Below are 25,225 nucleotides of genomic sequence, written 5' to 3'. Positions count from 1 at the left end.
TCAGAACACGTCCGGGCACCACGGCCGCCGCGCCGTGTGCAGCAGCAGATCGGCGGTGGCCAGGGCCCCGGGGCGCTCCTCGTGGACACGGCCGTGCGCGGCCAGCCGGGAGGCGGAGGTGTCGCCCAGATAGAGCGAGGCCAACTCGCCCACGTCAAGGGTCAGTTCGGCCGAGCGCGTGGTCGGTGTGCACGTGGCGCCGTCCGGGCCCGCGTCCAGCAGGAAGCGGCCGCCGGCCAGACCCGCGCGGTCCTCGACCTCCAGGACGAGGCTGCCGGAAGCCGGGTACGTACGCGCCTCCAGCATCCGGGGGATGTCCAGCGGGCGCAGCCACAGGAAGTCCGACTGCTCATGGACGGCGGCGGCGCGCGGGTCGCCGAAGTGGTGCGGCAGCACATCATCGGGGGCGCGCCCGCCGGTGTGCACGTGCAGCACCCAGTCGATGGAGCACAGGAACTGCCACAGCGCCCGCTCGGCGGCGGGCGTCGTCGCGATCAGCTGCCGGACATGCACGGAGTTCTGCGGGCGCTTGGCTTCCCAGCGCTCCGTGACGGTGTACGTGACCAGGCCCTCGACCGTGCCCGACGGGGAGCGGTGGACGGCGTGGAACGGCTCCACCCACGAGGGGTACTGCGGGAAGCGGACGGCGCCGGCGGCCTGGTCCCACCAGGCGCGGGAGCGGGAGACCGCGCCCGGCACCCGGTCGCAGAGCCGGTCGTGAAGACCGGGCCCGATCGACCGGACCTCCTCTGCGGAGGCGAAGTCGACCCTGCCGCCGCCCTCGGGGGCGCCGTGCCGCGGGTCGAGGCGGGTGCGGGGCACGTCGATGAGCCAGCCCGTCGTCCAGGTCGCCGGGCCGAAGCCGAACCGCCCGTAGATCGGGTACTCGGCGGCGATGAGGGTGGCGAGCGGATCGCCGCGCTCCTTGGCGGCGCGCAGGTCGGTCTCCATCATGCGGCTGAGCAGGCCGCGGCGGCGGTGGGTGGGGGAGACCGTCACGCTGGTGACGGCGTCGGCGGGCAGCCGCGCGCCGCCCACCACCGTCAGCTCCTGCGCGAAGCTGCGGAAGGTGGCGACGCAGCGGCCGTTGTCGTAGGCGCCCTGGGTGCGCGCCGGGTCGTAGTGCGCGGTGCGGTAGGCGACGTCCTCGTCCGAGACCACCGGCGGGTTCAGGAACCCGGTCACCAGGGCCTCGAACCAGCCGCGGACGTCGCTGTCGCCGATCGTGCGGATCTCAGGGCTCATGTCCGCACGCTATCCACGCGCCCGTCAGATCGTCGCGCGGATTTCACCCACCCGTTCGGCGCCGCCCAGCAGCGGGACGTCCTCGATCCGGGAGAGCACGGGCGCGTCGACGCCCATCCGCCGCAGTGTCGCGGCCAGCACCGGGCCGAGGGTGCGGGTCGCGCCGTCCTCGATCTTGAAGGCCAGCGCCCGGCCGTCGGGCAGCGCCAGCGCCTGGACCGCCTCGGCGCCCATCTTCGACAGGGTGCCGGGCAGCTCCCGCATCAGCCAGGTGTCCGGGCGGCGGGTGCCCGCGACGTACTCGGGGTGCGCGCGCATCGCATCCGCGACCCGCCGCTCGGGGGTGCCCGGCTCCGCCAGGACGAAGTGCCGGAAGGCGCGGGCCAGGCCGGTCAGCGAGAGCGACATCAGGGGCGCGCCGCAGCCGTCGGTGCCGATGTGGGCGACGTCGTCGCCGCTCGCCGCGCGGACGCCGTCGAGCACCAGCCGCTGCAGCGGGTGATCCTGGTCGAGGTAGCTCTCCAGCGGCCAGCCGTTGAGCGCGCAGGCGGCCAGCATCGCGGTGTGCTTGCCCGAGCAGTTCATGGTGCGGCGGTCGCGCACCTGACCCGACGCCAGGTAGTGCTCCGCCTCCTCCGGGTCGAGCGGCAGGTCGGGCGGCGTCTGCAGCTGGTCGGCGGTCAGACCGAACTCGGCCAGCATCGTGCGGACCAGATCGAGGTGGAAGGGCTCCCCGGAATGGCTCGCGGCGGCCAGGGCCAGCCGTTCGCCCGACAGGTCGAGGCCGGCCCGGAGCACGGCGGCGGCCTGCATCGGCTTGTTCGTCGAGCGGGGGAAGACCGGGGCTTCGGCATCGCCGAGTGACCACTCCACGCTGCCGTCGGCCGCCAGCACCACCAGCGCACCGCGGTGCCGCCCCTCGACGAAGCCGGAACGGACGACCTCGGCGAGGACAGGGGAGACCGGGGATGCGGGGGACGGCCCTGATACCGGGGACGATGCGGATATCGGGCTGGGCGAGGTCATCTGCGGCCTTCCGGGAGGGGACCCACGCCCCCGGGAACAGCCGGGTCAGGAGAGCAGGTCGTCTACTTGCGCTTCGCCTTCACGGTACCTGCGGGTGATCTCGGCACTGCAATCGTCGGCCGTGCGCTGCAGGGTCTGGCGGCGGCGGGAGACCTGCCGCTCGTAGCGGATCAGCCGCCGCATCGCGTCGTGCAGCTCCTGGTCCGTGCGGGCGGTGAGGTCGGACAGCTCGACGTCGCCGAGCATCTCCTCGGCCATCTTGCGGTACTCCTCGCTGTGCGGCGTCCCGAGGGTGACGTGCCGGGCGGAGGAGCGGTGCCGCGACGGGACATCGGTGAGGATCTCCGGGAGGCGGTCGAGCAGCGGCGAATGCGGCGTCGTGCGGTGGGACATCTCGGCCCGCAGGATGTCGATCCGGCCCTGCAGCAGCCTCCGCAGATAGCTCAGATCGGCCTCCTCCTGCTGCGAATCGCGCCGGACCACCCGCAGCTCGGGAAGGCCCAGGCCGGACATGTCGGGTGTCGCGGCCGGGCGGAAACGGTCGCGCTGCTGCGGAGGGCGGGGGTGCTGCGCCTGGCCTGCCTGGAGCATGGAGCCATCCTCGGTGCGGGTGGGCTCGACGCGAGCCGTTGCGGTGGTGGTCGTCGTCAGGGCGGTGGGTGTCGTGCGGGCGGTTGGTGCGGGACCGGGCCTGCGCCCGGAGCGGGCAGTGCTCATGAGTCGTTCCGTCCCCTCGTCCGGTGCGGCCTCCAGGGCATGTTGTCCATGAAACGCACCGCGTGCACGCATCGTGCCACTCTGGGCGGTCCCCGTGCAGCGCCATGGCACCCGAACGGCCCTTGCGTGGGTACGGGTGTACGGATGCCGGCGGCCGCCGGGCATGATGGCGCGTATGCGAGCTGTGGTGCAGAGGGTCGACGGCGCACGCGTCGACGTGGCGGGCGAGACGGTCGGCGAGATCGTCGGTGAAGGGCTGTGCGTGCTGGTGGGGGTCACCCACGAGGACAGCGCGGAGAAGGCGGCGCAGCTCGCCCGCAAGCTGTGGTCGGTGCGGATCCTGCAAGGCGAGAAGTCCTGCTCGGACACCGGGGCACCGCTCCTGGTGATCAGCCAGTTCACTCTCTACGGTGATGCCCGCAAGGGCCGCCGCCCCACCTGGAACGCGGCGGCCCCCGGGCCGGTCGCCGAACCGCTGGTCGACGAGGTCGTCGCGCAGCTGCGGGCGCTCGGCGCCCGGGTGGAGACCGGGCGCTTCGGCGCGGACATGAAGGTGTCGCTGACGAACGACGGGCCGTTCACGGTCCTCGTCGAGGTCTGAGCGCCCTCGCGGCGCGCCGCGAGGGGACCCCTACGGCGCGACCACGATCTCCTGCGCCGCCGCGGTGCCGTCCGCCGAGAGCGCGGCGTCCGCCGGCACATTGCGCTTGACCAGGGCCAGCGCGATCGGGCCGAGCTCGTGGTGGCGGGCCGAGGTCGTGATGAAGCCGAGCTGGCGGCCCTCCTCGCCCTCCGAGGCGAGGCGTACGGGCGTGCCGTGCGGCGGGAGGTGCACCTCGCTGCCGTCCAGGTGCAGGAAGACCAGCCGGCGGGGCGGCTTGCCCAGGTTGTGGACCCGGGCGACGGTCTCCTGGCCGCGGTAGCAGCCCTTCTGGAGATGCACGGCGGTGCCGATCCAGCCCAGCTCGTGCGGGATGGTGCGGTGGTCGGTCTCCAGGCCGAGCCGCGGGCGGTGTGCCTCGACGCGCAGCGCCTCCAGGGCGAGGATGCCGATCGCGGGGCCGTGGGCGGCCGCGAAGGACTCCAGGCCGTCGCGCGGCAGGAAGAGGTCACGGCCGTGCGGTGTCTCGCGTACGACGGCGTTCTCGGGCACCTCGGTGATCGAGCCGGCCGGGAGGTGCACGACGGCGGTGTCCTCGGTGCGGTCGGCGACCTCGACGCGGTAGAAGAACTTCATGCTCTCCAGGTAGGCGATCAGCGCCTCCTGGTCGCCGGGCTCGGTGTGCAGCCAGGTCGTCGTGCCGTCGTCGACGAGGTAGAGCGCGTGCTCGATGTGGCCGTGCGCGGAGAGGATCAGGGCCTCGGTGGCGTGGCCGGGGGCGAGGTCGCTGACGTGCTGGGTGATCAGCAGATGCAGCCAGCTCAGCCGCTCGGCGCCGGTGACGGTGACCACGCCGCGGTGCGAGAGGTCCACGAAGCCGGAGCCGCCCGCGAGCGCGCGTTGTTCCCGGAAGAGATCGCCGTAATGCGCGGCGACGCCTTCGTCGGGGGCCTCGGCGGGGACGGCACCGGGCAGCGACAGCAGGGAACTCTTCATGGAGTCAGCCTACGGCCCGGCGGCAACGGGCGGACAGGCGCGCGGGGACTGCGCCACGGGGGCCGGATCCGGACGCGCGCCCGCAGGGCCCGCCGTACGGGTCACGCCCCGGCGTCGTCGCCCCGGGCCGCCTTCGCGCTGCACGCCGTGCACCGGCCGAAGATCGCGAAGTGCTTCATGTCCGTCTCGAAGCCGAACTCTTCGCGCAGCTTGGTCGTGAAGGGTTCGGCCACCGACAGATCCGCCTCGATGACCTCCGTGCAGTCCCGGCACACCAGGTGGATGTGGTGGTGCCGGTCGGCGAGGTGGTAGGTCGGGGCGCCGTGGCCGAGGTGGGCATGGCTGACCAGGCCCAGCTCCTCCAGGAGCTCCAGGGTCCGGTAGACCGTGGAGATGTTCACGCCGCCCGCCGTCTTGCGGACCTCGGTGAGGAGGTCGTCGGGGGTGGCGTGTTCCAGCCTGTCCACAGCCTCCAGGACGAGCTGACGCTGCGGGGTCAGGCGGTATCCGCGCCTGCGGAGGTCGCTCTGCCAGTCGGTGGTCACCACACAGCCAGTGTAGGAGGGTGCGCGGCCGGTGCGTACGCGCCGGTGCCGGGCGGTGTGCGTCAGCCGGTGTGCACACCCCGCAGATAGCGGGCCAGGTCGGTGACGGCGGCCGGGTTGCGGGGGCTCTCGACGAGTTCGGCGTAGTCCATGACGTAGATCCGGTCGTTCTTGACGGCCGAGACGTTCCGCAGGGGCGCGTAGGACGTCAGGAACGCCTTCTTCCGGGCGGCCGAGGTGTCGCCGTAGTTGTTGATGACGATGACGTCCGGGTTGCGGGCGACGACGGTTTCCCAGCCGACGGTCGTCCAGGAGTCCTTGAGGTCCTTCATGACGTGGTCACCGCCGGCCTTGGTGATGATGTCGTGCGGCCCGGCGAACTTCCCCGAGGTCAGCGGCTTGTCGCGGCCGTCGTCGTAGAGGAAGACGGAGGGCCGGCCGGCCGGTGCGGGTGCCTTGGCCGCGGCGTCGGCGATCTGCTTCTTGTACGTCTTGATCAGGGCGGCGGCGCGGCCCTCGACGTGGAAGATCTTCCCGAGGGCCGTCAGGTCGGTGTAGAGCGCCTCCAGGGGCGGCATCACCCCGCGGGCGCTGCCGCCGCTGCCGTCGGTGCTGTTGTGGCAGGACTCCGTCAGGACGTAACTGCCGATGCCGACCTTCTTGAGGGAGGCGGGGGTGATGCCGTTGTCCTCGCCGAAGCCGTAGTTCCAGCCCGCGAAGACCAGATCGGCGCGGGCGTCCAGGGCCATCTCCTTGGTGATGGCCTTCTTGGAGAGCCAAGGGACCTTGCCGTACGCGGCCTTCCAGGGCACCGCGCCCAGATCGCCCTTGTCGTCGGGCATCACATAGCCGGCCATGTGCTTCTCCAGGCCGAGCGCGAACATGATCTCGGTGATGCCGACGTCGTTGGTGACGACCCGCTCGGGGGCCTTGTCGTACGTGGTGCGGGTGCCGCAGTTCTCGACGGTGACCGGGTAGGGGCCCGGGCCGCCGGACCGCGCGCCGGGCTTGCCGTCGGAGGCGACGCGGGCGCCGCAGCCGGTGGCGGTGAGGGCGAGCGCGAGGACGGCGAGCAGGGCGGCGGAGCGGCGGGCGGGCGGGGTCATGGCGGTCCTCACGGGGCGGTCGGGGCGGGGGCTTCGGCGGGCTCGGTCCGAGCGGCCAGGCGGTCGAACAGCAGCTGGACGGCGCCCGTTTCGGGATGCCGGACGCGATGGGCGCGGACGCCGAAGACGTCGGCCAGCAGGGCGGGGGTCAGCACGTCGTGCGGCGGGCCCGCGGCGGCGATACGGCCGTCGGCGATGACGTACAGCTCGTCGCAGTGCACGGCGGCCAGATTGAGGTCGTGCAGCGCGGTCAGCACCGTCAGCCGGCTGTCCCGCACCAGGGCCAGCACCTCCAACTGCTGAGCGATGTCCAGGTGGTTGGTCGGCTCGTCCAGCACCAGCACCCGCGGTTCCTGGGCGAGCGCGCGGGCGATCAGCACCCGCTGCTTCTCGCCGCCGGACAGGCTCAGGAAGCCGCGCCCGGACAGATGCCCGGCGCCGACCCGGTCCAGCGACCGCGCGCACACCTCGGTGTCCGCGGCGCTCGCCCGGCCGGAGCCCCGTTGGTGCGGCAGCCGCCCCATCGCGACGACCTCCGCCACGGTGAAGTCGAACTCGGTGCCCGCCTCCTGGGGCAGCGCGGCCAGCAGCCGGGCCCCCTCGCGCGCGTCCATGGCGTGCAGGTCGGTGCCGTCCAGCCGTACGTCGCCCGCGGCCGGGCGCAGCGCGCGGTAGACGCAGCGCAGCAGGGTCGATTTGCCGCTGCCGTTGGGGCCGACGAGCCCGACCAGGCGGCCGCTGCCGGCCGCCAGCGTGATGTCGTGGACCAGCCGCTTCCCGGCCACCTCCACCGACAGGCCGGTGATCTCCAGCTGCATCAGGCACCCCCGAACGAGTAGCCGCGGCGCCGCATCAGCAGCACGAAGCAGGGCACGCCGATGACCGCGGTGATCACGCCCACCGGCAGCTCCACCGGCGCCAGCAGCACCCGCGACAGCACATCGACCCAGACCAGCAGCACCGCGCCGAGCAGCGGCGCGACGGCCAGCACCCGGCGGTGGTCGGCGCCCACCAGCATCCGCGTCACATGCGGCACCATCAGCCCGACGAAGCCGATGGCGCCGCTGACCGCGACCACCGCGCCGGTGACCGCAGCGGACACCACGAACAGCTCGCGGCGCAGCCGCCGTGCGTCCACCCCGAGGGCCGCGGCGGTCTCGTCGCCCATGGCGAGCGCGTTCAACCGGCCGGCGGAGAGCAGCAGATGGGCCAGGGCGGCGGCCACCGCGGCCGCGGCGATCGGCACCGATCCCCAGCCGGCCCCGCTCAGGCTGCCCAGCAGCCACATCATCGCCGAGCGGGCCGCCTCGCCGCGGTCGGCGGTGAAGACCATGAGGGTGGTGATGGCGGAGAAGCCGTAGTACATCGCGGTGCCGGTCAGCACCAGGCGCAGCGGGGTGAGCCCGTGGGCGGTGCGGGCCGCGGCGTAGACCAGGGCCATGGCGAGCAGCGCGGAGACGAACGCGGACGCGGACAGCGCCCAGACGCCGAGCGCCGCGAACGCCCCGAACAGCAGGACGGCGTTGGCGCCGACGGCGGCGCCGGAGGAGATACCGAGGACGAAGGGGTCGGCGAGCGCGTTGCGGACCAGGGCCTGGACGGCCACGCCGATGGCGGCGAGCCCGGCGCCGACGACGGCGGCCAGTACGGCCCGCGGGAAGCGCAGCTCCCACACGATGGTGTAGGCGGAGACCTCGTCGGGGGCGAGGGTGCCGCCGGTCAGCCCGGCCGTCAGATAGCGCAGCACCTGCGCCCAGCTCACCCCGGCGGCCCCGAGACCGGCCCCGCAGAGCAGGGAGCCGAGCAGCACGGCCGTGAGCACGGCTATCAGGGGAGGCAGCGGCAGCCGTCGCGGCGCGGCCGGCGGCCCGTCGTGCGGGCCCGGGGCGCGGGGCGCGGCCTGGGGGGTGCTCGTGCTCGCCACGGACGGGTCCGCCTTCGGCTCGGGCCGCTTCCCTGCGGGAGGAAGGTGTGGCCCGGCGCGGTGCGGCGAAGGCGTCCCCTCGCAGTCCACGGCGAGTTGCTGGAGCTGACGCCGCCGCGGGCGATCGGGCTTGCGGAAGGCGATTCCGCTTACCGTTGCGGGTCAGCGCCGGACTCTCACCGGACTTCCCCCGCGGGGCGCGTCGTGCTGGTGGTGCTGGTGTGCTGCCGTGCGGCTCTGATGCTGCCGTCCGGCGAACGGTCTACTTGAAGAAGGCGATGCCGTCGTCGGGCAGGTCCTTGAGGTCCTTGGCCCACTCGCTCGGGTCCACGACCTTCTTCAGGTGCGCGGACATGTACGGGCGCAGCGACACCTCGGGGGTGGCCTTCTCGCCCACCCACATCAGGTCGCTGTTGACGTAGCCGTAGAGCCGCTTGCCGCCGCTGTACGGGCCGGAGGCGGCGGTACGCGCGATGGCGTCGGTGGCCAGGTCGATCTGCGGCTTCTGGTCGGCGAGCTCGCCGTACCAGACCTCGACGATGCCCTGGTCGCGGATCATCACGATCTCGACCTTGCGGTCCGCGTCGATCCGCCAGTAGCCGCTCTCGGTCTCCAGCGGGCTGACCTTCTTGCCCTCGCCGTCGAGCACCCAGCTGTGCGAGGTGTATTCGAGGAAGTCACGGCCGTCGTGGGTGAAGGTGACTTCCTGCCCGAAGTTGCACTTCTCGGTGCCCGGGAAGTCCGCGACTCCCGCGCCCTCCCAGTTGCCGAGGAGGAAGGCGAGGGGCACCAGGGCCGGGTTCAGGTCGGACGGGATCTCGATCATGAGCTCAGGCGATCTGTAGAGAGCGGGGTATCTGCGGAGTGTGGGGAGCGGGTGTTCAGCGCTGGCCCTGGTACAGCTTCTTCCAGGTCAGGCCGGCGAAGGCGACGACGCCGACGGCGACCAGGACGAGCAGGGTGGTGAAGACTGCCTCAAGCACGAGCGCGCTCCTTGGACGGAGTGAGGTGTAACGGACCGCCCTTGAGTCTAGTCGGCGCGGGTGAACGCGGCGGTGTGAGGTCCGCCGCCAAGCTCCGACGGAGCGGGAAGCGCCCCCATCCAGGGCCTGCCGCATAGGCTGGCCCCATGGCGAAGAAGCTCGTGATCAAGGTGACGGCGGGTGCGGACGCGCCCGAGCGGTGCTCGCAGGCGTTCACGGTGGCGGCGGTGGCGGTGGCCAGCGGCGTCGAGGTGTCGCTGTGGCTGACCGGGGAGTCCGCGTGGTTCGCGCTGCCGGGCCGGGCGGCCGAGTTCGAGCTGCCGCATTCGGCGCCGCTGCCGGAGCTGATCGACGGGATCCTCGTGGGCGGCGGCGCGATCACCGTCTGCACGCAGTGCGCGGCCCGGCGGGACATCGAGCAGAAGGACCTGATCGAGGGAGCCGGGATCGCCGGCGCGCAGTTCTTCGTCAGCGAGATCATGCCGGACGGTGTGCAGGCGCTCGTCTACTGAGCCCGCGGGCGCGGCCCGGTGATCAGTGCGGGTGCTTGTCCTCCCGGTCGTCCAGCTCGCGCCACCAGCGGTCGGACTCCGGGTCCCCGGACTCGTCCCACCAGCGCTCGCCGGGCTCCCTGCGGTTCCCGATGACCGCGGCGACGGGCGGAATGACCATGGCGACCACGCACATGGCGACCGCCGCCGGCACCGACCAGAGCCGGACCACGCTCCAGGCCAGCACGAACAGCACGATGCACACGCCCATCAGCACGAAGTACCTGCGGTGACGGCGCTGCGGGGGCAGCGGGCGGTGCGCGTACATAAGTCCACGGTAAGTCCGCGAGGGGCAGGAATGAAGCCCGGAGCGCGGGCAGGCCCCGGGCCTGGAACGACGCGGAGGGCCGCATCCCCGCCAAGGCGTCCAAACCCCGGGGATGCGGCCCTCCAGCCGTACGGATCGTCATCACGGCGACCCTGCCCACGTCACCGTCAGACGGCGATGGCGACCTCCGCCAGACCGCCGTGCTGGGCGACGACGGTGCGGTCCGCGGTGCCACCGGGAACGAGCGCGCGCAGCGTCCAGGTGCCCTCGGCGGCGTAGAAGCGGAACTGTCCGGTCGCGGAGGTGGGGACCTCGGCGGTGAACTCGCCGGTGCTGTCCAGGAGGCGGACGTAACCGGTGACGGGCTCGCCGTCGCGGGTCACGCTGCCCTGGATGGTGGTCTCACCGGGCTTGATCGTCGAGGCGTCGGGTCCGCCGGCCTGTGCTCCACACATAGGGGTACTTCCTTGAGGGGTTCGGGGGAAGCTGCTTACGCGGCTTGGTTACTTGTTGGCGCCGAGCTCGATCGGCACGCCGACCAGCGAGCCGTACTCGGTCCAGGAACCGTCGTAGTTCTTGACGTTGGTCTGGCCGAGCAGCTCGTGCAGCACGAACCAGGTGAGCGCGCTGCGCTCACCGATGCGGCAGTAGGCGATGGTGTCCTTCGCCAGGTCGACCGACTCGCTCTCGTAGAGCGCCTTGAGCTCGTCGTCCGACTTGAAGGTGCCGTCGTCGTTGGCGTTCTTCGACCACGGGATGTTGCGGGCGCTCGGCACGTGGCCGGGGCGCTGCGACTGCTCCTGCGGAAGGTGCGCCGGGGCGAGCAGCTTGCCGCTGAACTCGTCGGGGGAGCGCACGTCGACGAGGTTCTTGTCGCCGATGGCGTTGACGACGTCGTCACGGAACGCGCGGATCGCGGTGTTCTGCGGCTTCGCCTTGTACGAGGTCTCGGCGCGCGTCGGCACGGCGTCGACCAGGTCGCGGGAGTCCAGCTCCCACTTCTTGCGGCCGCCGTCGAGCAGCTTCACGCCGTCGTGGCCGTAGAGCTTGAAGTACCAGTAGGCGTAGGACGCGAACCAGTTGTTGTTGCCGCCGTAGAGGACGACGAGGTCGTCGTTGGCGATGCCCTTCTTCGAGAGCAGCGCCTCGAAGCCGGCCTGGTCGACGAAGTCGCGGCGGACCGGGTCCTGGAGGTCCTGCTTCCAGTCGATCCGGACGGCGTTCTTGATGTGGTTCTTCTCGTAGGCCGAGGTGTCCTCGTCGACCTCGACGATGACCACCTTGGGGTCGTCGATGTGGGCCTCGACCCAGTCGGCGTCTACCAGGACGTCACTACGGCTCATGATTTTTCTCCTCCGGGGCAGTTGCGGGGGCGGTTTGCAGACATGCACGTGGGTACGCCGTGAGCGCGCTGCGGCTGGGCGCGCTGCGCTGCGCGGACATGCGGGGGTGGCCCGAGGGGCGGGCCGGGTGTGGACGGGAGCGCGAACGGGGCCCGTCAGACAGAGCGACAGAGCATGGCGGCGACGCGGCACAGGTCCACTGCCCGCCGCTTCGTAAGAACCGCCTGTCCCCGCGGACGGAGACCGCTCAATGAGCTCTGCATGCCACCGATCGTAGGGACGAACGCCGGGGCGTGTCACCGGCGTGTCGGATGATGAGACGCGTTTGTCCGCGATGTGGGATGGCGGACGACGGCAGGGCGGCGCGGGCGGCACTCCGAGCCGGGTGCGCCGGTGGGGGGTCTGGCGTACGGACGTCCGTGTCTCAGCGGTTGGACGGGGTGCGACCGCGGCGACGGTGGCGGCGGCGGGCCGGTGGGGCGGCCCGCCGCGGCGGCACGGTCAGCCGGAGCGGATCTCTAGCCGGGAAGGGTGACGTCCTGGCCGGAGGCGGAGATCGAGATGCCGCCCTTCATGGTCGCCACCTTCTCCAGCTTGAGGTTGCCCGGCAGCTGGTCCAGCTTCCACTCGTGGTCGGTCTGGGCACGCACCTTCTGCTCGCAGCCCGGGATGGCCTTGCACATCCCCGGGACGCTGTCGGCCCGCAGCCGGACGGTGTTGCCGTGGACGGTGGTGATCGAGCCGGTCACCTGGAGCGAGCTGAGGAGCGGGAGCTTCGGCGAGATCTTGACCTGGCTGCGGCCGTCCTTCTGGCCGCCGTAGGTCACCTGGACGCCGCCGCCCGCCGCCTTGGTCAGGTCCGCGTACGAGATCGCGGCGGTGCCGGTGGCCGAGGCGGCGCTCTTGATGGAGGTGTAGTCGCTGGACAGTTCCACGTCGTGGAACCGGGCGCTCAGCTTCTCCACCCGCAGCGTGCGGCCGTTCGCACGGGCCTCGATACCGCCGAGCTCGGCGTCCACCTCGTCGAGGCTGCGGCCGGCGACCTGGGTCAGGAACGGGAAGCCCTTGATCGAGACCTCAGGGGTCCGGTCCAGCCCCTGGCTGCTGCGGATCTTGTCCGCGGCCTTGTCCTCGGCGTAGCTCACCGCGAAGCGATCGCCCGCGACGAACAGCGCCCCGAATATGACGACGATGAACAACAACACCCGTAGTGCACGCATCGAACCACTTCCCCCACACAAGGGCCGGAAGCCCGGCCGTTTCCACGGTGCAGGCCCCCTGCCTGCGCACCGGGGAGCCTAGAGGATCGGGTCCGGCCGGTGCGCCCGACGGCCTCATGGGGGCGCGAGGCGCTCCCATGAGGCCGCCGGACGGCAGGCGCGGCCGTGTTGGCGGGGCTAGCCGAGCGCGCGGCCCAGGACGTACACCGCGGGGGCGGCGAGGGCCAGCGGCAGGGCGACGCCCGCCGTCAGGTGGACGAAGCGGGAGGGGTAGTCGTAGCTCGCCACCCGCAGGCCGATCAGGGCGCAGCCGCCGGCCGCCAGGCCCAGCAGCGCGCCACCGGCCCCGAGGCCGGTCAGCTGGCCGGCCGCGATGCCCGCGCCCGCGGCCGCCACCAGGGCGACGGCGACGGAGGCGACGGCGGGCAGCGGCAGTGCGCGGGCGAGCGTCGCCAGCGCGACGGCCGCGGCGCCGACCACCACCGCGTGCGCGCCGGCGGCGAGCTGGCCCGAGGCGAGCACGACCAGGGCGGTGGAGGTCAGGCCCGCGGTCAGTGCGTACATCCGCTCGTCCGCGCTGCTGCGGTTGCGCAGCTGGAGGACGAGGACGAACAGGCACCACACGCCGAGCGTGCCGATGGCCACCAGGGGCGCGTCCCCGCGGTCGGTGGCCAGCAGCGCGACATCGGTGGTCAGCCCGGCCAGGAAGGCGAGCGCGATGCCCTGGCGGGCCGGCCACATGCCGTTCAGCCGGAACCAGCCGGCCGCCGTGACGGCCTGCAGCAGCGCCACCGGCACCAGCAGCGCCGGCCGGGGGAGCGGCGCGGCCAGCGCGAGCAGCAGGGCCAGCGCCGCCGTCAGCACGGCCGGCTTCATGCCCGGCGGGATGATCGGCGAACGGCCCTCGGCGCGGGCGCGCTGGTTGGGCGCGAGGTGGGCGGTGGAGGCGGGGGTCGGGGCCGCGGGTGCGGGGGGCGGTGCCGCCGGCGGCTGGGCGGGGAACTGCGAGGTCTGCGCGCTCGTGTCCGGCAGCGGCTGGTGGGTGCCGGTCTCCCAGGTGGGGGCGTCCCAGACCTGGGTCTGCGGGTTCGCGGGCTGCGGGTGGTGGGCGGCCTGCTGCGGGGTGCCGTAGGCGTCGTGGGTGCCGTTGCCGTACCCGTCGTACGGCGCGTGGCCGTAGTGGCCCTGGCTCTGGCCCTGGGACGGCTCCTGCCCGTAGGGCTGTTGCTGCTGCTCGTACCGGTACTGCTGCTGCGCGTAGGAGTCCGGCTGGTTATAGGGGGCCTGCTGCGCGTACGGGGCGTACGGCTGGGCGTACGGGTCGTACGGGTTCTGCTGTCCGTGCTGCGGCTCGTTGTCGCTCATGGTCGTGTGCTCACCCTCCCGCGAACGGCGGCAGGACCTCGACGGTGCCGCCAGGGGCCAGCGTCACCGTCGCATGGTCGCGGGTGCCGACCGGATCGCCGTCCACCAGAAATGAGCAGCGCAGCAGGACGCGCGCGAACTCGGGATTCGCGGCGTGCGTCGCGCGCGCCGCGTCGAGCGCCTCGGCGAGCGTCGCCGCCGCGTACGGCTCCTCTGCCGTGCCGGCGGCGGCCTTGGCCGCGGCCCAGTAGCGCACGGTGCCAGTTGTTGTCACGGCGGCCTCTTCATCGTGATCATCGTGTGTGGTCGTGGGCGGGGGCCGTGGCGGGGCCCCGTCGTTGCCGCCTCCATGATGGCGTACGCCGCGCCCGGTCCGGTTCCCGGCAAGTTCTGGCAAAGGCTGTTGCGCCCGGCCTGGGGGTCCTCGGAAATTCGATTGCCGAGGGCAAGTGTTCGCATAGGCTCTACGGGTGTTGGTCCGACTAGCGCGGGCGCATTTGCGGCCCCACAGGCGCTCGATATCCGTGATCGTGTTGCTTCAGCTGATCCAGACGCTGGCAACGCTCTATTTGCCCACCCTCAACGCCGACATCATTGACAACGGTGTCGTGAAGGGGGACACGGGCTATATCTTCCGCCTCGGCGGATTCATGATCGCCGTGACCCTCCTGCAGATCATTTGTGCCATCGGCGCCGTCTATTTCGGGGCCCGGACGGCCATGGCCCTCGGCCGCGACATCCGCGCCGCCGTTTTCGACCGGGTGCAATCCTTCTCCGCCCGGGAAATGGGCACCTTCGGCGCGCCGTCGCTGATCACCCGCACGACGAATGACGTCCAGCAGGTCCAGATGCTGGTGCTCATGACGTTCACGATGATGGTGTCGGCGCCGATCATGTGCGTCGGCGGCGTCGTCATGGCGCTCAATCAGGACGTGCCGCTCTCCGGACTCCTCCTGGTCATCGTCCCGGTTCTCGGCGTTCTCGTCTCGCTGATCGTGCGCCGGATGCGCCCGCTGTTCCGCGGTGTGCAGGAGCGCATCGACACGGTCAACCGCGTGCTGCGCGAGCAGATCACGGGCATCCGCGTCATCCGCGCCTTCGTCCGGGACCGGCACGAGCGCGAGCGGTTCGCCGGCGCCAACACCGACCTCTACGACGTGTCGGTGCGTGCCGGCCGGCTGATGTCGATGATGTTCCCGCTGGTCATGCTGATCGTGAACCTCTCCAGCGTGGCCGTCGTCTGGTTCGGCGGGCTGCGTATCGACAGCGGCGCCATGCAGATCGGCGCGCTGACGGCGTTCCTCAGCTACCTCATGTACATCCTCATGTCGATCATGATGGCGACCTTCATGGTGATGATGCTGCCGCGCGCCGAGGTGTGCGCCGAGCGCATCCAGGAGGTGCTGGCGACGGACACCAGCGTCGTGCCGGCCGAGAACCCCGTCACCGAGCTGCGCCGGCACGGCGAACTGGAGCTGCGCAACGTCGAGTTCCGCTTCCCGGGCGCCGAACAGCCGGTCCTCAAGGACATCTCGCTGATCGCCCACCCCGGCGAGACCACCGCCGTCATCGGTTCGACGGGCAGCGGCAAATCGACCCTCCTCGGGCTCGTACCGCGACTGTTCGACGCGACCGGCGGCACGGTCCTGGTCGACGGCGAGGACGTCCGCACCCTCGACCAGGAGACGCTGGCCACCGCCATCGGCCTGGTCCCGCAGAAGCCGTACCTCTTCTCCGGCACCGTCGCGACCAACCTGCGCTACGGCAACCCCGACGCCACCGACGAAGAGCTCTGGCACGCCCTGGAGACCGCGCAGGCCCGCGAGTTCGTCGAGCGGATGGAGGGCGGGCTGGACGCGCCCGTCTCCCAGGGCGGCGGCAATGTCTCCGGCGGTCAGCGGCAGCGGCTGGCGATCGCGCGGGCGCTGGTGCGCCGACCCGAGATCTACCTCTTCGACGACTCCTTCTCGGCGCTCGACTACGCCACGGACGCGGCGCTGCGCGCCGCCCTGTCGCGGGAGACCGGCCGGGCGACCGTGGTGATCGTCGCGCAGCGGGTCTCCACCATCCGCGGCGCGGACCGCATCATCGTCCTCGACGAGGGCGTGGTCGTCGGCACGGGTACGCACACCGAGCTGATGGACCACAACGAGACCTACCGGGAGATCGTGCTCTCCCAGCTCACCGAGCAGGAGGCGGCGTGACCACCCAGGACAAGGGCGCGGCCGCCCGGACCGCCGCCCCGGCCGGCGGCGACGCACCGGCCGCCCCCAGAAGAGGCCCGGCCCCGGCGGCCGGACCCGGACGGATGATGGGCGGCCAGCCCACCGAGAAGTCGATGGACTTCAAGGGCTCCGGCAAGCGCCTGCTGGGCCAGATGCGCCCGGAGCGCGGCGTCATCTCGGTCGCGCTGGTGCTCGGCGTGCTCAGCGTGACGCTGACGGTGCTGGGCCCCAAGGTCCTCGGCCACGCCACCGACCTGATCATGGCGGGCCTCGTCGGCCGCCAACTGCCCGCCGGAATCAGCAAGGAGCAGGCCGCCGACCATCTGCGGGCGGACGGCCAGGGCGGCCTGGCCGACATGCTCGGCACGATGCCGGTGGTCCCCGGCCACGGCATCGACTTCGGTGCGGTCGGCACCGTGCTGCTCTGGGTCGCGGTGATCTACGCCGCGGCCTCGCTGTTCGGCTTCGTGCAGGCCAGGATCGCCACCCGCGTCGTGCAGCGCACCGTCTTCCGGATGCGTGAGCAGGTCGAGGAGAAGCTGGCCCGGCTGCCGCTGAGCTACTTCGACAAGCAGCAGCGCGGCGAGGTGCTCTCCCGGGCGACCAACGACATCGACAACATCCAGCAGACGCTGCAGCAGACCCTCAGCCAGATCGTCGTCTCGCTGCTGACCATCGTCGGCGTGCTGGTGATGATGTTCTGGATCTCGCCGCTGCTGGCGCTGGTCGCGCTGCTGACCGTGCCGGTCTCCGTCGTCGTCGCCACCAAGATCGGCAAGCGGGCGCAGCCCCAGTTCGTCCAGCAGTGGAAGACGACCGGCAAGCTCAACGCCCACATCGAGGAGATGTACACCGGCCACTCGCTGGTGAAGGTCTTCGGCCGGCAGAAGGAGTCCGCCGGGCTGTTCCGCGAGCAGAACGACGCGCTCTACTCCGCGGGCTTCAAGGCGCAGTTCATCTCCGGGATCATCCAGCCCGCGATGATGTTCATCGGCAACCTCAACTACGTCCTGGTCGCGGTCGTCGGCGGTCTGCGGGTGGCCTCCGGGGCGCTGTCCATCGGTGACGTCCAGGCGTTCATCCAGTACAGCCGGCAATTCAGCCAGCCGCTCACCCAGGTCGCCTCCATGGCCAACCTCGTCCAGTCCGGTGTCGCCTCCGCCGAGCGGGTCTTCGAACTCCTCGACGCCAAGGAGCAGGACCCGGATGCCGAGCAGCCGGTGCGCCCCGGCCAGGTCACCGGCCGGGTCGCGTTCGAGCACGTCTCCTTCCGCTACGACGCGGACACGCCGCTCATCGACGATCTGTCGCTGGCGGTCCACCCCGGCCAGACCGTCGCCATCGTCGGCCCGACCGGCGCGGGCAAGACGACCCTGGTCAACCTCCTCATGCGGTTCTACGAGGTGCGCGGCGGCCGGATCACCCTGGACGGTGTCGACATCGCCGACATGTCGCGCGAGGAACTGCGCGCGAACATCGGCATGGTCCTCCAGGACACCTGGCTCTTCGGCGGCACCATCGCCGAGAACATCGCCTACGGCGCCCCTGAGGGCACCTCGCTCGACAAGGTCATCGAGGCGGCCAGGGCCACTCACGTCGACCGCTTCGTGCGTACCCTCCCCGACGGCTACGACAGCGTCATCGACGAGGAGGGCGGCAATGTCTCGGTCGGCGAGAAGCAGCTGATCACCATCGCCCGTGCCTTCCTCGCCGAGCCGGCCATCCTCGTCCTCGACGAGGCCACCAGCTCGGTCGACACCCGCACCGAGGTGCTGATCCAGCACGCCATGGCCCGGCTGCGCACCGGCCGCACCAGCTTCGTCATCGCCCACCGGCTCTCCACGATCCGGGACGCCGACGTGATCCTGGTCATGGAGTCCGGCGCGATCGTCGAACAGGGCACCCACGACGCCCTGCTGGCCGCGGGCGGCGCCTACGCGCGGCTGTACGCGGCCCAGTTCGCGGAGGCGGTGGCGGAGACGCAGTGAGCGGCCCGGCCGCCCGCCGCGCTCAGCCGCGGGCGGCCACCCACTCCCCGATCCGCCCCAGCAGCTCCGGCCCCGCCGCGTTCTCCGCGTGCCCGAAGCCCGGCTCGATCCACAGCTCCGTGGTGGCCGGGTCGGCGGCGGCCATCAGCATCCGGGGATGGTCGAGCGGGAAATACGGGTCCCGGTCGCCGTGCACGACCAGCAGCGGCGTGGGCGCGATCAGCGGGACGGCGTCGGTGGGGGACAGCGGCACCGGGTCCCAGTCCCGGTCGTGGATACGCGTCCGCAGGCCGAGGCGGGAGACCAGCCGCCCGGTGGGGCGGGTGACGACCCAGTGCAGGCGGCGCATCGACGCGGTGCCGCGGTAGTACCAGCGGGCGGGCGCGCTGATCGAGACCACGATGTCGGCGTGCGCACCCGTGCGCCCCTCGCGCTCCCCCTGGCCGTAAAGCGCCGCATGCCGCAGCACCACCGAACCGCCCATGGAGAAGCCGACCGTGGCGACCCGGCGGTGGCCCAGCGAGCGGGCCCAGCGGACCGCCGCGGCCAGGTCCTCGACCTCGCGGTCGCCGACCGTGGACCGGCCGCCGGAGCGCCCGTGACCGCGGAAGGAGAAAGTGATCACGGCCGCACGCTGCGCGAACGCGGCAGCCGCGCGGCGCAGCGCGGGACGTTCCAGGGCGCCGGTGAAGCCGTGCGCGAGGACGATGACGAGGTCGTCGGCGGGGGCGCCTGCCGGGCCCGCCGGCGGGGGCGTGCGGGGGGTCCGGGCGGCCTCGATCCGGACGCCGTCCGCCGTCAACAGGGTGGCCCGTTGACCACTCGAAGTGATCGACGAAACACAAGAACGTGCAAAATCGGCCTCGGGTCCGGAACTCATGTGAGCTATTCTGCTGGGCAAGAAGGATCCGGGCAGCGTTGCCCCCGGGTCCTTTTGTGCTTTCAGCCACGCATGCGCGGCTGTGAGCAGCGTACGAAGCAGTGCCGCAGACTCCCCCGGCCCAGGCCGGGTGGTGCCCCCGTCGCAGGGACCGAGGAGGAACCAGACGTCATGGGCGAGCGAAGCGAGCAGGACAGTCACAGGATGAAGCACGCCGAAAACCGGGCAGGTGGTCGGACGTGAGTTCACTCCTGCTGCTGACCAACGCACTCCAGCCGTCGACGGAGGTGCTCCCGGCGCTCGGCCTGCTGCTGCACAGCGTGCGGGTGGCCCCGGCCGAGGGCCCGGCCCTGATCGACACCCCAGGGGCCGACGTCATACTGATCGACGGCCGCCGCGACCTGCCGCAGGTGCGGTCGCTGTGCCAGCTGCTGCGGTCCACCGGACCGGGCTGTCCGCTGGTCCTGGTGGTCACCGAGGGCGGGCTGGCCGCCGTCACCGCCGACTGGGGCGTCGACGACGTCCTGCTGGACACGGCGGGCCCCGCCGAGGTCGAGGCCCGGCTGCGGCTGGCCATGGGCCGCCAGCAGATCACCACCGACGACAGCCCGATGGAGATCCGTAACGGCGATCTGTCGGTGGACGAGGCGACCTACAGCGCGAAGCTGAAGGGCCGGGTCCTGGACCTGACGTTCAAGGAATTCGAGCTGCTGAAGTACCTCGCCCAGCACCCGGGCCGGGTCTTCACCCGCGCCCAGCTCCTCCAGGAGGTGTGGGGCTACGACTACTTCGGCGGCACCCGGACGGTCGATGTGCACGTCCGGCGGCTGCGCGCCAAGCTCGGCCCCGAGCACGAGTCGCTGATCGGCACGGTCCGTAACGTCGGCTACCGCTTCGTGACGCCGGAGAAGGTCGAGCGCGCCGCGGCCGAGGCGAAGGCGAAGGACGACGCCGCGAAGGCGGCGCAGGCGGCGAACGCGGCGAAGCTCGCCGCGGACGCCTCCCGTACCGGTGAGAAGCCCGGCAGGGGCAGCTCCGTGACCCCCGGAGCGGCGCCCTCACGGCCTGTCCGGCGATGAAGGGCGGGTGCCGGTAGTTCTCGTGGGAGAGCGGGGCCCGGTGCGCACATCTGCGGCGTTGTCGTCCTGCAGCTGAGCGCACCAGGCCCCGCTCCCTGATCCGCGCAGAACTGCCGGGCCCCCCCGAAACCACCCGCGTAGACTGCCGCGCGTGGCCAAAGTGACGCGGGATGATGTGGCAAGACTGGCGGGTACGTCGACCGCTGTCGTCAGTTACGTCATCAACAACGGTCCCAGGCCGGTCGCCCCGGCCACGCGCGAGCGGGTGCTCGCCGCCATCAAGGAGCTCGGCTACCGGCCGGACCGCGTCGCCCAGGCGATGGCGTCCCGCCGCACCGACCTCATAGGCCTGATCGTGCCGGACACCCGGCAGCCGTTCTTCGCGGAGATGGCGCACGCCGTCGAGCAGGCCGCCGCCGAGCGCGGGAAAATGGTGCTCGTCGGCAACGCCAACTACCTCGACGAGCGCGAGGTGCACTACCTCCGCGCGTTCCTCGGGATGCGGGTCTCCGGGCTGATCCTGATCAGCCAGGGCCCCAGCGAGCACGCCGCCGCCGAGATCGACGCCTGGGACGCCCGGGTGGTGCTGCTGCACCGCCGGCCGGACGCCATCGACGACGTCGCGGTCATGACGGACGACGTCTGGGGCGCGCAGCTGGCCACCCGGCATCTTCTGGAGCACGGCCACCCGTACGTCGCGTTCCTCGGCGGCACCGAGGAGACCCCGAAGTCCGGCGACCCGGTCACCGATCACGTCGAGGGCTGGCGGCGGGCCATGCAGGAGTCCGGTAAGCCGGTGGAGGGGCGCTACTTCCAGGCCCCGTACAACCGCTACGACTCCTACCAGGTCGCCCTGAAGCTGCTGGCCGGCCCGGACCGGCCGCCGGCCATCATGTGCGCGACCGACGACCAGGCCATCGGCGTGCTGCGGGCCGCCCGCGAGCTGCGCATCGACGTGCCGGAAGGGCTCGCGGTCGCCGGCTTCGACGACGTGAAGGAAGCGGGGCTGACCGATCCGCCGCTGACCACGGTCGCCTCGGACCGTACGGCGATGGCGCGGGCCGCGGTGGATCTGGTGCTGGACGACGGCCTGCGGGTGGTGGGCTCGCGCCGCGAGCGGCTGCGGCAGTTCCCGTCCCGGCTGGTCGTCCGCCGGTCCTGCGGCTGCCGGGAATAGCCGCTGCCGTGCGGATCAGGCCGGGCCCGCGGGTCTGATCCGAACGGAAAGGCCCTGAGCCCCCGCCGCCGGTTCGCGGGGGCGTGAGCCGTCCTTATACCGGGCATACCCACTTCTGTGGGGTCTCTCAGGACGTTCTCAGACCATTCTCATGGTGCGGTCGCACAGTCATAGACATGACCGACACCTACCGCCGAAGCGGCGATGAGATGCCTCAGGACCGGCCGTACGGATACGGCTACGACGCCTCACGGGGCGGCCAGGGCGCCCCGGACGGCGGTGCGGCGCGGGCCTTCCCGCCGCCGCCTCCCTACGCCCCGGTGCCGGGCGGCGGCGCGGGTCACGGTGGCGGACACGGCGAGGGCGGCGCGTACACGGGGTTCGGCGAGGCCGGTCCGCAGGCTCCCGGGCCGCACGAGCCGCGGCGTACGGTGCGCCGGCCGATCGCGCTGATCGCGGCGGTGGCGCTGGCCTCCGGCCTCATCGGCGGCGGGGGTGCGGCGCTGATCGCGGGCGCCACCCAGACCCCGCAGAGCAGCGCCGGCACCCCGCTCGTCAACGCCGGGCAGAACAGCGGCAGCGGTGTCTCGGCGGTGGCCAAGGCGGTGAGCCCGGCGATAGTGGAGATCAAGGCGCGGACGTCCGGCGGTGAATCCACCGGCTCGGGTGTGGTCATCTCCAAGAGCGGCGAGATCGTCACCAACAACCACGTGGTGTCCGGGGCGGACACCGTCACCGTCACCTTCAGCGACGGCAGCAGGAAGACCGCGAAGGTCAGCGGGACCGACCCCGACAAGGACCTGGCGCTGATCAAGGTCCAGGGTGCCAAGGACCTGACCGCTGCCTCGCTCGGCGACTCCAGCAAGATCACGGTCGGCGACCAGGTCGTGGCGATCGGCTCGCCCGAGGGCCTCACGGGCTCGGTGACCAGCGGTATCGTCTCGGCCCTCGACCGGGACGTCACCGTCCCGAAGGAGGACCAGGGGCCGCAGGGCCAGGGCGGCCAGGACGGCCAAGACGGCCGGGGACAGGGCGGCGGCGGGTGGCCGTTCGAGTTCGGCGGCAACCAGTACAACGGCGACACCGGCTCCTCGAAGACCTCGTACAAGGCCATCCAGACCGACGCCTCGCTCAACCCCGGCAACTCCGGCGGCGCCCTGATCAATATGCAGGGCCAGATCGTCGGCATCAACTCCGCGATGTACTCGCCCAGTTCGGCGACCAGCAGCACGGCCGGCAGCGTCGGCCTGGGCTTCGCCATCCCGATCAACACCGTCAAGGCCGACCTCGACGCGCTGCGCGACGGCGGCAGCGGCGGCGACAGCAACGGCGTCTGACGCCCACGCCGGCCGTGACCGAACCCGTCCCCAGGAGGCCCTTCATGACCCTCAAGCACCACCGGAGTCACCGGCGCCACCCTCACCGGAGCCACCGGATCACCGTGCCGGTGCACCGCGCGCGGCGGGCGCTCGCCACCGCCATCTGCGGGGCAGGGCCCGGGGCGCGCCGTACGCCGGGTACCGCGCAGGGGGCCCCGCCCGACGCGGGGTCGTGCAAGGCTGAACGGCACTGACGGCGGACCCCGCCGTCAGCGGTCAGCCGTTCGTCCTTCCACCCCGAGGTAGTCAGCCAGATGAGTCCCGCCGAGCACGGTGATCAGCCCGCCCGCATCCTGATCGTCGACGACGAGCCCGCGGTCCGGGAGGCCCTGCAGCGCTCGCTGTCCTTCGAGGGCTACGGCAGCGAGCAGGCCGTCGACGGTCTGGACGCGGTCGAGAAGGTCGCCGCATACGACCCCGAACTGATCGTGCTGGACGTGCTGATGCCCCGGATGGACGGGCTGACGGCGGCCCGCCGGCTGCGGGCGAGCGGGGTGACCGTACCGATCCTGATGCTGACCGCCCGCGACACCGTCGGCGACCGGGTCACCGGACTCGACGCCGGGGCCGACGACTACCTCGTCAAACCCTTCGAGCTGGACGAACTCCTGGCCCGCATCCGCGCGCTGCTGCGCCGCAGCTCGTACGCGGCGGCGGCCGGCGCCCCGCCCGAGGAGGGCGAAGCGCTGACCTTCGCCGATCTGCGGATGGACCTGGCGACCCGGGAGGTGACCCGGGGCAGCCGGCAGGTCGAGCTGACCCGTACGGAATTCACCCTGCTGGAGATGTTCCTGGCCCATCCGCGGCAGGTGCTCACCCGTGAGCAGATCCTGAAGGCCGTCTGGGGCTTCGACTTCGAACCGACCTCCAACTCCCTCGATGTGTACGTGATGTACCTGCGCCGCAAGACGGAGGCGCGCGGTGAGCCGCGCCTGGTGCACACGGTGCGGGGGGTCGGCTACGTCCTGCGGGCGGACGGCGGCGCGGAATGAGCGCCCCGTACACCCCGCCCGCCCCGGGCTCCCCCGAGGACCCGCACACCACGGGCTCCCCGCACGCACCGGGCACCGGCCTCGGCGCGCGGGCCGCCCGGCGCTACCACCAACTCCCGCTCCGCTCCCGGCTGGCGGTGCTCACCGCCGTCGCGGTCGCCATCGCCGTGGCCGCCTCGGCCGCCGCCTGCTGGCTGATCACGCGCGACCGGCTCACCGAACAGCTCGATACGACCCTGCGGTCCGTCGAGGTCGACGCCAGCTACGCACAGGCGCTCACCGCCAGCTGCTCCAGCACCAACCCGGACCGCTTCCGCTTCCCGCCCACGCCCTACACGGTGCAGCTGGTGTCGGTCTCCGGCGACGTCTGCACCTCGCCGGGCAAGGCGAGGATTCCCGCGCAGCGCACGGACGTCCTGGTCGCCGAGGGGCGGCTGACCGACTCCGTGCACACCACCAAGGCCGCCAACGGGGCCGAGATGCGGGTGTCCACGGAGCCCGCGCGGGGCCCGATGACCGACGCGCAGGGCAACCGCCTGGCGATCTCCGTGGCCGCGCCCCTGGACCAGGTCACCGAGCCCCTCAACCAGCTCGCCCTGGTGCTGCTGATCGTCGCCGGGGTCGGGGTGCTGGGTGCGGCGACCGCCGGTCTCTGGGTCGCCCGCGCGGGCCTGAAGCCCGTCGACCGCCTCACCGAGGCCGTCGAACAGGTCGCCCGCACCGAGGACCTGACGATCCGCATCCCCGCGGAGGGCGAGGACGAGATCGCCCGCCTCTCCCGCTCCTTCAACTCCATGACCGCCGCGCTGGCCGCCTCCCGCGACCTCCAGCAGCAGCTGATCGCGGACGCCGGGCATGAGCTGCGGACGCCGCTGACGTCGCTGCGTACGAACATCGATCTGCTGGTGCGCAGCGAGCGCTCCGGCCGGCAGATCCCGGCCGCCGACAAGGAAGCGCTGCTGACGTCGGTGAAGGCGCAGATGGGGGAGTTGGCGGCACTGATCGGCGACCTCCAGGAACTGTCCCGGACCCCGGAGGGCCCGGGGAGCGCCGCCGCCGTACGCGTCGTGGCGCTGCACGACATCGTCGGCACGGCCCTGGAGCGGGCCCGGCTGCGTGGCCCGACGCTGACCGTCAAGGCGGCCCTGGAGCCGTGGTACGTACGCGCCGAGCCGGCCGCGCTGGAGCGCGCGGTGGTCAACCTCCTCGACAACGCCGTGAAGTTCAGCCCCGCCGGCGGCTCCGTCACGGTCCGGCTGAACGCCGGGGAACTGCGGGTCCGTGACTTCGGCCCCGGCATCCCGCAGGACGAACTGCCGCACGTCTTCGAGCGGTTCTGGCGCTCACCGTCCGCCCGCAGCCTGCCGGGCAGCGGCCTGGGCCTGTCCATCGTGGCCCGCACGGCGGAGCAGGCGGGCGGTGGCATCCGCCTCCACTCGGCGGAGGGCGGCGGCACCGAAGCGGTCCTGACCCTCCCGGGAGCCGCGACACCCCCACCGGACCTGCCGACCCCACCGGACCGCACCACCCCACCGGCCCCGGAAGGCCCGGCCGCGGAGGGCCCCTAGGGGGCGGAGGCGGCCTCGGAAGCTGTGGGCGGAGGGGGTGGGTGCGC

Annotated in this window: 26 protein-coding genes and 1 riboswitch; of the genes, 9 read left to right on the top strand and 17 right to left on the bottom strand. The window is 72.1% G+C overall.

The window, feature by feature from the left end:
• The 3 genes from ACIRQ7_RS05480 to ACIRQ7_RS05470 are packed head-to-tail and all read right to left on the bottom strand — an operon-like array spanning position 1 to position 2,988.
• The gene (locus tag ACIRQ7_RS05480) at positions 1–1,245 is read right to left on the bottom strand and encodes a GNAT family N-acetyltransferase (protein WP_404259990.1); all 1,245 of its coding nucleotides are present in this window, start codon (positions 1,243–1,245) and stop codon (positions 1–3) included.
• 24 nt (positions 1,246–1,269) lie between these two features.
• Positions 1,270–2,271 carry an asparaginase gene (locus ACIRQ7_RS05475; RefSeq protein WP_404259988.1) on the bottom strand — a complete coding sequence of 334 codons (1,002 nt, stop codon included), beginning with the start codon at positions 2,269–2,271 and terminating at the stop codon, positions 1,270–1,272.
• A gap of 45 nt (positions 2,272–2,316) precedes the next feature.
• The gene (locus tag ACIRQ7_RS05470; protein WP_404259987.1) at positions 2,317–2,988 is read right to left on the bottom strand and encodes an ABC transporter substrate-binding protein; all 672 of its coding nucleotides are present in this window, start codon (positions 2,986–2,988) and stop codon (positions 2,317–2,319) included.
• A 175-nt stretch (positions 2,989–3,163) separates the two neighbouring features.
• On the opposite strand from ACIRQ7_RS05470, the gene dtd reads away from it, so the two are divergent.
• Positions 3,164–3,589 carry a D-aminoacyl-tRNA deacylase gene (gene dtd, locus ACIRQ7_RS05465; protein WP_401461496.1) on the top strand — a complete coding sequence of 142 codons (426 nt, stop codon included), beginning with the start codon at positions 3,164–3,166 and terminating at the stop codon, positions 3,587–3,589.
• A gap of 30 nt (positions 3,590–3,619) precedes the next feature.
• On the opposite strand, the gene ACIRQ7_RS05460 is transcribed toward dtd, so the two are convergent.
• From ACIRQ7_RS05460 to ACIRQ7_RS05435, 6 genes are all read right to left on the bottom strand, one after another.
• Entirely contained in the window at positions 3,620–4,585 is a 966-nt protein-coding gene (locus ACIRQ7_RS05460) for a YgfZ/GcvT domain-containing protein (protein ID WP_401461497.1), read from the bottom strand.
• 101 nt (positions 4,586–4,686) lie between these two features.
• On the bottom strand, positions 4,687–5,133 hold the full coding sequence (locus ACIRQ7_RS05455) for a Fur family transcriptional regulator (protein WP_404259984.1): 447 nt from the start codon (positions 5,131–5,133) through the stop codon (positions 4,687–4,689).
• Between the two features lie 59 nt (positions 5,134–5,192).
• On the bottom strand, positions 5,193–6,236 hold the full coding sequence (locus ACIRQ7_RS05450; protein ID WP_404259983.1) for an ABC transporter substrate-binding protein: 1,044 nt from the start codon (positions 6,234–6,236) through the stop codon (positions 5,193–5,195).
• 8 nt (positions 6,237–6,244) lie between these two features.
• Positions 6,245–7,054: an ABC transporter ATP-binding protein gene (locus ACIRQ7_RS05445; protein ID WP_404259981.1), complete on the bottom strand. Its 810-nt coding sequence runs from the start codon at positions 7,052–7,054 to the stop codon at positions 6,245–6,247.
• Entirely contained in the window at positions 7,054–8,160 is a 1,107-nt protein-coding gene (locus ACIRQ7_RS05440) for a FecCD family ABC transporter permease (protein ID WP_401461505.1), read from the bottom strand. Before ACIRQ7_RS05440 ends, ACIRQ7_RS05445 begins: the two co-directional genes overlap by 1 nt.
• A gap of 118 nt (positions 8,161–8,278) precedes the next feature.
• Positions 8,279–8,351: riboswitch (cobalamin riboswitch) on the bottom strand.
• 71 nt (positions 8,352–8,422) lie between these two features.
• Positions 8,423–8,986: an FABP family protein gene (locus ACIRQ7_RS05435; protein ID WP_403675392.1), complete on the bottom strand. Its 564-nt coding sequence runs from the start codon at positions 8,984–8,986 to the stop codon at positions 8,423–8,425.
• Positions 8,987–9,289: 303 nt separating this feature from the next.
• On the opposite strand from ACIRQ7_RS05435, the gene ACIRQ7_RS05430 reads away from it, so the two are divergent.
• Positions 9,290–9,655 carry a DsrE family protein gene (locus ACIRQ7_RS05430; protein WP_401461509.1) on the top strand — a complete coding sequence of 122 codons (366 nt, stop codon included), beginning with the start codon at positions 9,290–9,292 and terminating at the stop codon, positions 9,653–9,655.
• A 22-nt stretch (positions 9,656–9,677) separates the two neighbouring features.
• Here the strand turns inward: ACIRQ7_RS05430 and ACIRQ7_RS05425 are convergent, their stop codons facing one another.
• The 7 genes from ACIRQ7_RS05425 to ACIRQ7_RS05395 form a co-directional block, all read right to left on the bottom strand.
• A complete protein-coding gene (locus ACIRQ7_RS05425) occupies positions 9,678–9,962 on the bottom strand; it encodes a DUF3099 domain-containing protein (RefSeq protein WP_401461510.1) in 285 nt (94 codons plus the stop codon).
• Between the two features lie 167 nt (positions 9,963–10,129).
• Positions 10,130–10,417: a DUF1416 domain-containing protein gene (locus tag ACIRQ7_RS05420; RefSeq protein WP_401461512.1), complete on the bottom strand. Its 288-nt coding sequence runs from the start codon at positions 10,415–10,417 to the stop codon at positions 10,130–10,132.
• 48 nt (positions 10,418–10,465) lie between these two features.
• Positions 10,466–11,305, bottom strand: a complete 840-nt coding sequence (locus tag ACIRQ7_RS05415; protein ID WP_401461514.1) for a sulfurtransferase — start codon at positions 11,303–11,305, stop codon at positions 10,466–10,468.
• Between the two features lie 155 nt (positions 11,306–11,460).
• On the bottom strand, positions 11,461–11,568 hold the full coding sequence (locus ACIRQ7_RS05410) for a putative leader peptide (protein ID WP_401461516.1): 108 nt from the start codon (positions 11,566–11,568) through the stop codon (positions 11,461–11,463).
• A gap of 255 nt (positions 11,569–11,823) precedes the next feature.
• Positions 11,824–12,525: a DUF2993 domain-containing protein gene (locus ACIRQ7_RS05405; protein ID WP_404259979.1), complete on the bottom strand. Its 702-nt coding sequence runs from the start codon at positions 12,523–12,525 to the stop codon at positions 11,824–11,826.
• 177 nt (positions 12,526–12,702) lie between these two features.
• Complete coding sequence (locus tag ACIRQ7_RS05400; protein WP_404259977.1) at positions 12,703–13,890, bottom strand: hypothetical protein; 1,188 nt, start codon at positions 13,888–13,890, stop codon at positions 12,703–12,705.
• Positions 13,891–13,900: 10 nt separating this feature from the next.
• The gene (locus tag ACIRQ7_RS05395; protein WP_404260138.1) at positions 13,901–14,146 is read right to left on the bottom strand and encodes a MoaD/ThiS family protein; all 246 of its coding nucleotides are present in this window, start codon (positions 14,144–14,146) and stop codon (positions 13,901–13,903) included.
• A gap of 214 nt (positions 14,147–14,360) precedes the next feature.
• On the opposite strand from ACIRQ7_RS05395, the gene ACIRQ7_RS05390 reads away from it, so the two are divergent.
• Complete coding sequence (locus ACIRQ7_RS05390; RefSeq protein ID WP_404259976.1) at positions 14,361–16,094, top strand: ABC transporter ATP-binding protein; 1,734 nt, start codon at positions 14,361–14,363, stop codon at positions 16,092–16,094.
• 107 nt (positions 16,095–16,201) lie between these two features.
• Positions 16,202–18,103, top strand: coding sequence for an ABC transporter ATP-binding protein (locus ACIRQ7_RS05385; protein WP_404260136.1), 1,902 nt, complete (start codon positions 16,202–16,204; stop codon positions 18,101–18,103).
• A gap of 22 nt (positions 18,104–18,125) precedes the next feature.
• Here the strand turns inward: ACIRQ7_RS05385 and ACIRQ7_RS05380 are convergent, their stop codons facing one another.
• Positions 18,126–18,983 (bottom strand): alpha/beta hydrolase family protein, encoded by an 858-nt coding sequence (locus ACIRQ7_RS05380; RefSeq protein ID WP_404259973.1) that lies wholly within the window; start codon positions 18,981–18,983, stop codon positions 18,126–18,128.
• A gap of 239 nt (positions 18,984–19,222) precedes the next feature.
• On the opposite strand from ACIRQ7_RS05380, the gene ACIRQ7_RS05375 reads away from it, so the two are divergent.
• From ACIRQ7_RS05375 to ACIRQ7_RS05355, 5 genes are all read left to right on the top strand, one after another.
• On the top strand, positions 19,223–20,062 hold the full coding sequence (locus ACIRQ7_RS05375; protein ID WP_404259972.1) for a response regulator transcription factor: 840 nt from the start codon (positions 19,223–19,225) through the stop codon (positions 20,060–20,062).
• Between the two features lie 151 nt (positions 20,063–20,213).
• Entirely contained in the window at positions 20,214–21,239 is a 1,026-nt protein-coding gene (locus ACIRQ7_RS05370; protein ID WP_401461529.1) for a LacI family DNA-binding transcriptional regulator, read from the top strand.
• A gap of 176 nt (positions 21,240–21,415) precedes the next feature.
• On the top strand, positions 21,416–22,576 hold the full coding sequence (locus tag ACIRQ7_RS05365; RefSeq protein WP_404259971.1) for a S1C family serine protease: 1,161 nt from the start codon (positions 21,416–21,418) through the stop codon (positions 22,574–22,576).
• 296 nt (positions 22,577–22,872) lie between these two features.
• Positions 22,873–23,610, top strand: a complete 738-nt coding sequence (locus ACIRQ7_RS05360; protein WP_403675377.1) for a response regulator transcription factor — start codon at positions 22,873–22,875, stop codon at positions 23,608–23,610.
• Complete coding sequence (locus ACIRQ7_RS05355; protein WP_404259969.1) at positions 23,607–25,178, top strand: sensor histidine kinase; 1,572 nt, start codon at positions 23,607–23,609, stop codon at positions 25,176–25,178. The genes ACIRQ7_RS05360 and ACIRQ7_RS05355 overlap by 4 nt, the downstream gene beginning before the upstream one ends.
• Positions 25,179–25,225: the final 47 nt, after the last annotated feature.

Source organism: Streptomyces sp. NPDC101393 (genome assembly GCF_044767385.1).
In the GTDB taxonomy this organism is placed as follows: domain Bacteria; phylum Actinomycetota; class Actinomycetes; order Streptomycetales; family Streptomycetaceae; genus Streptomyces.
The sequence above is the reverse complement of the archived record's forward strand: the minus strand, read 5'-3'. Positions and strand labels throughout refer to the sequence as shown.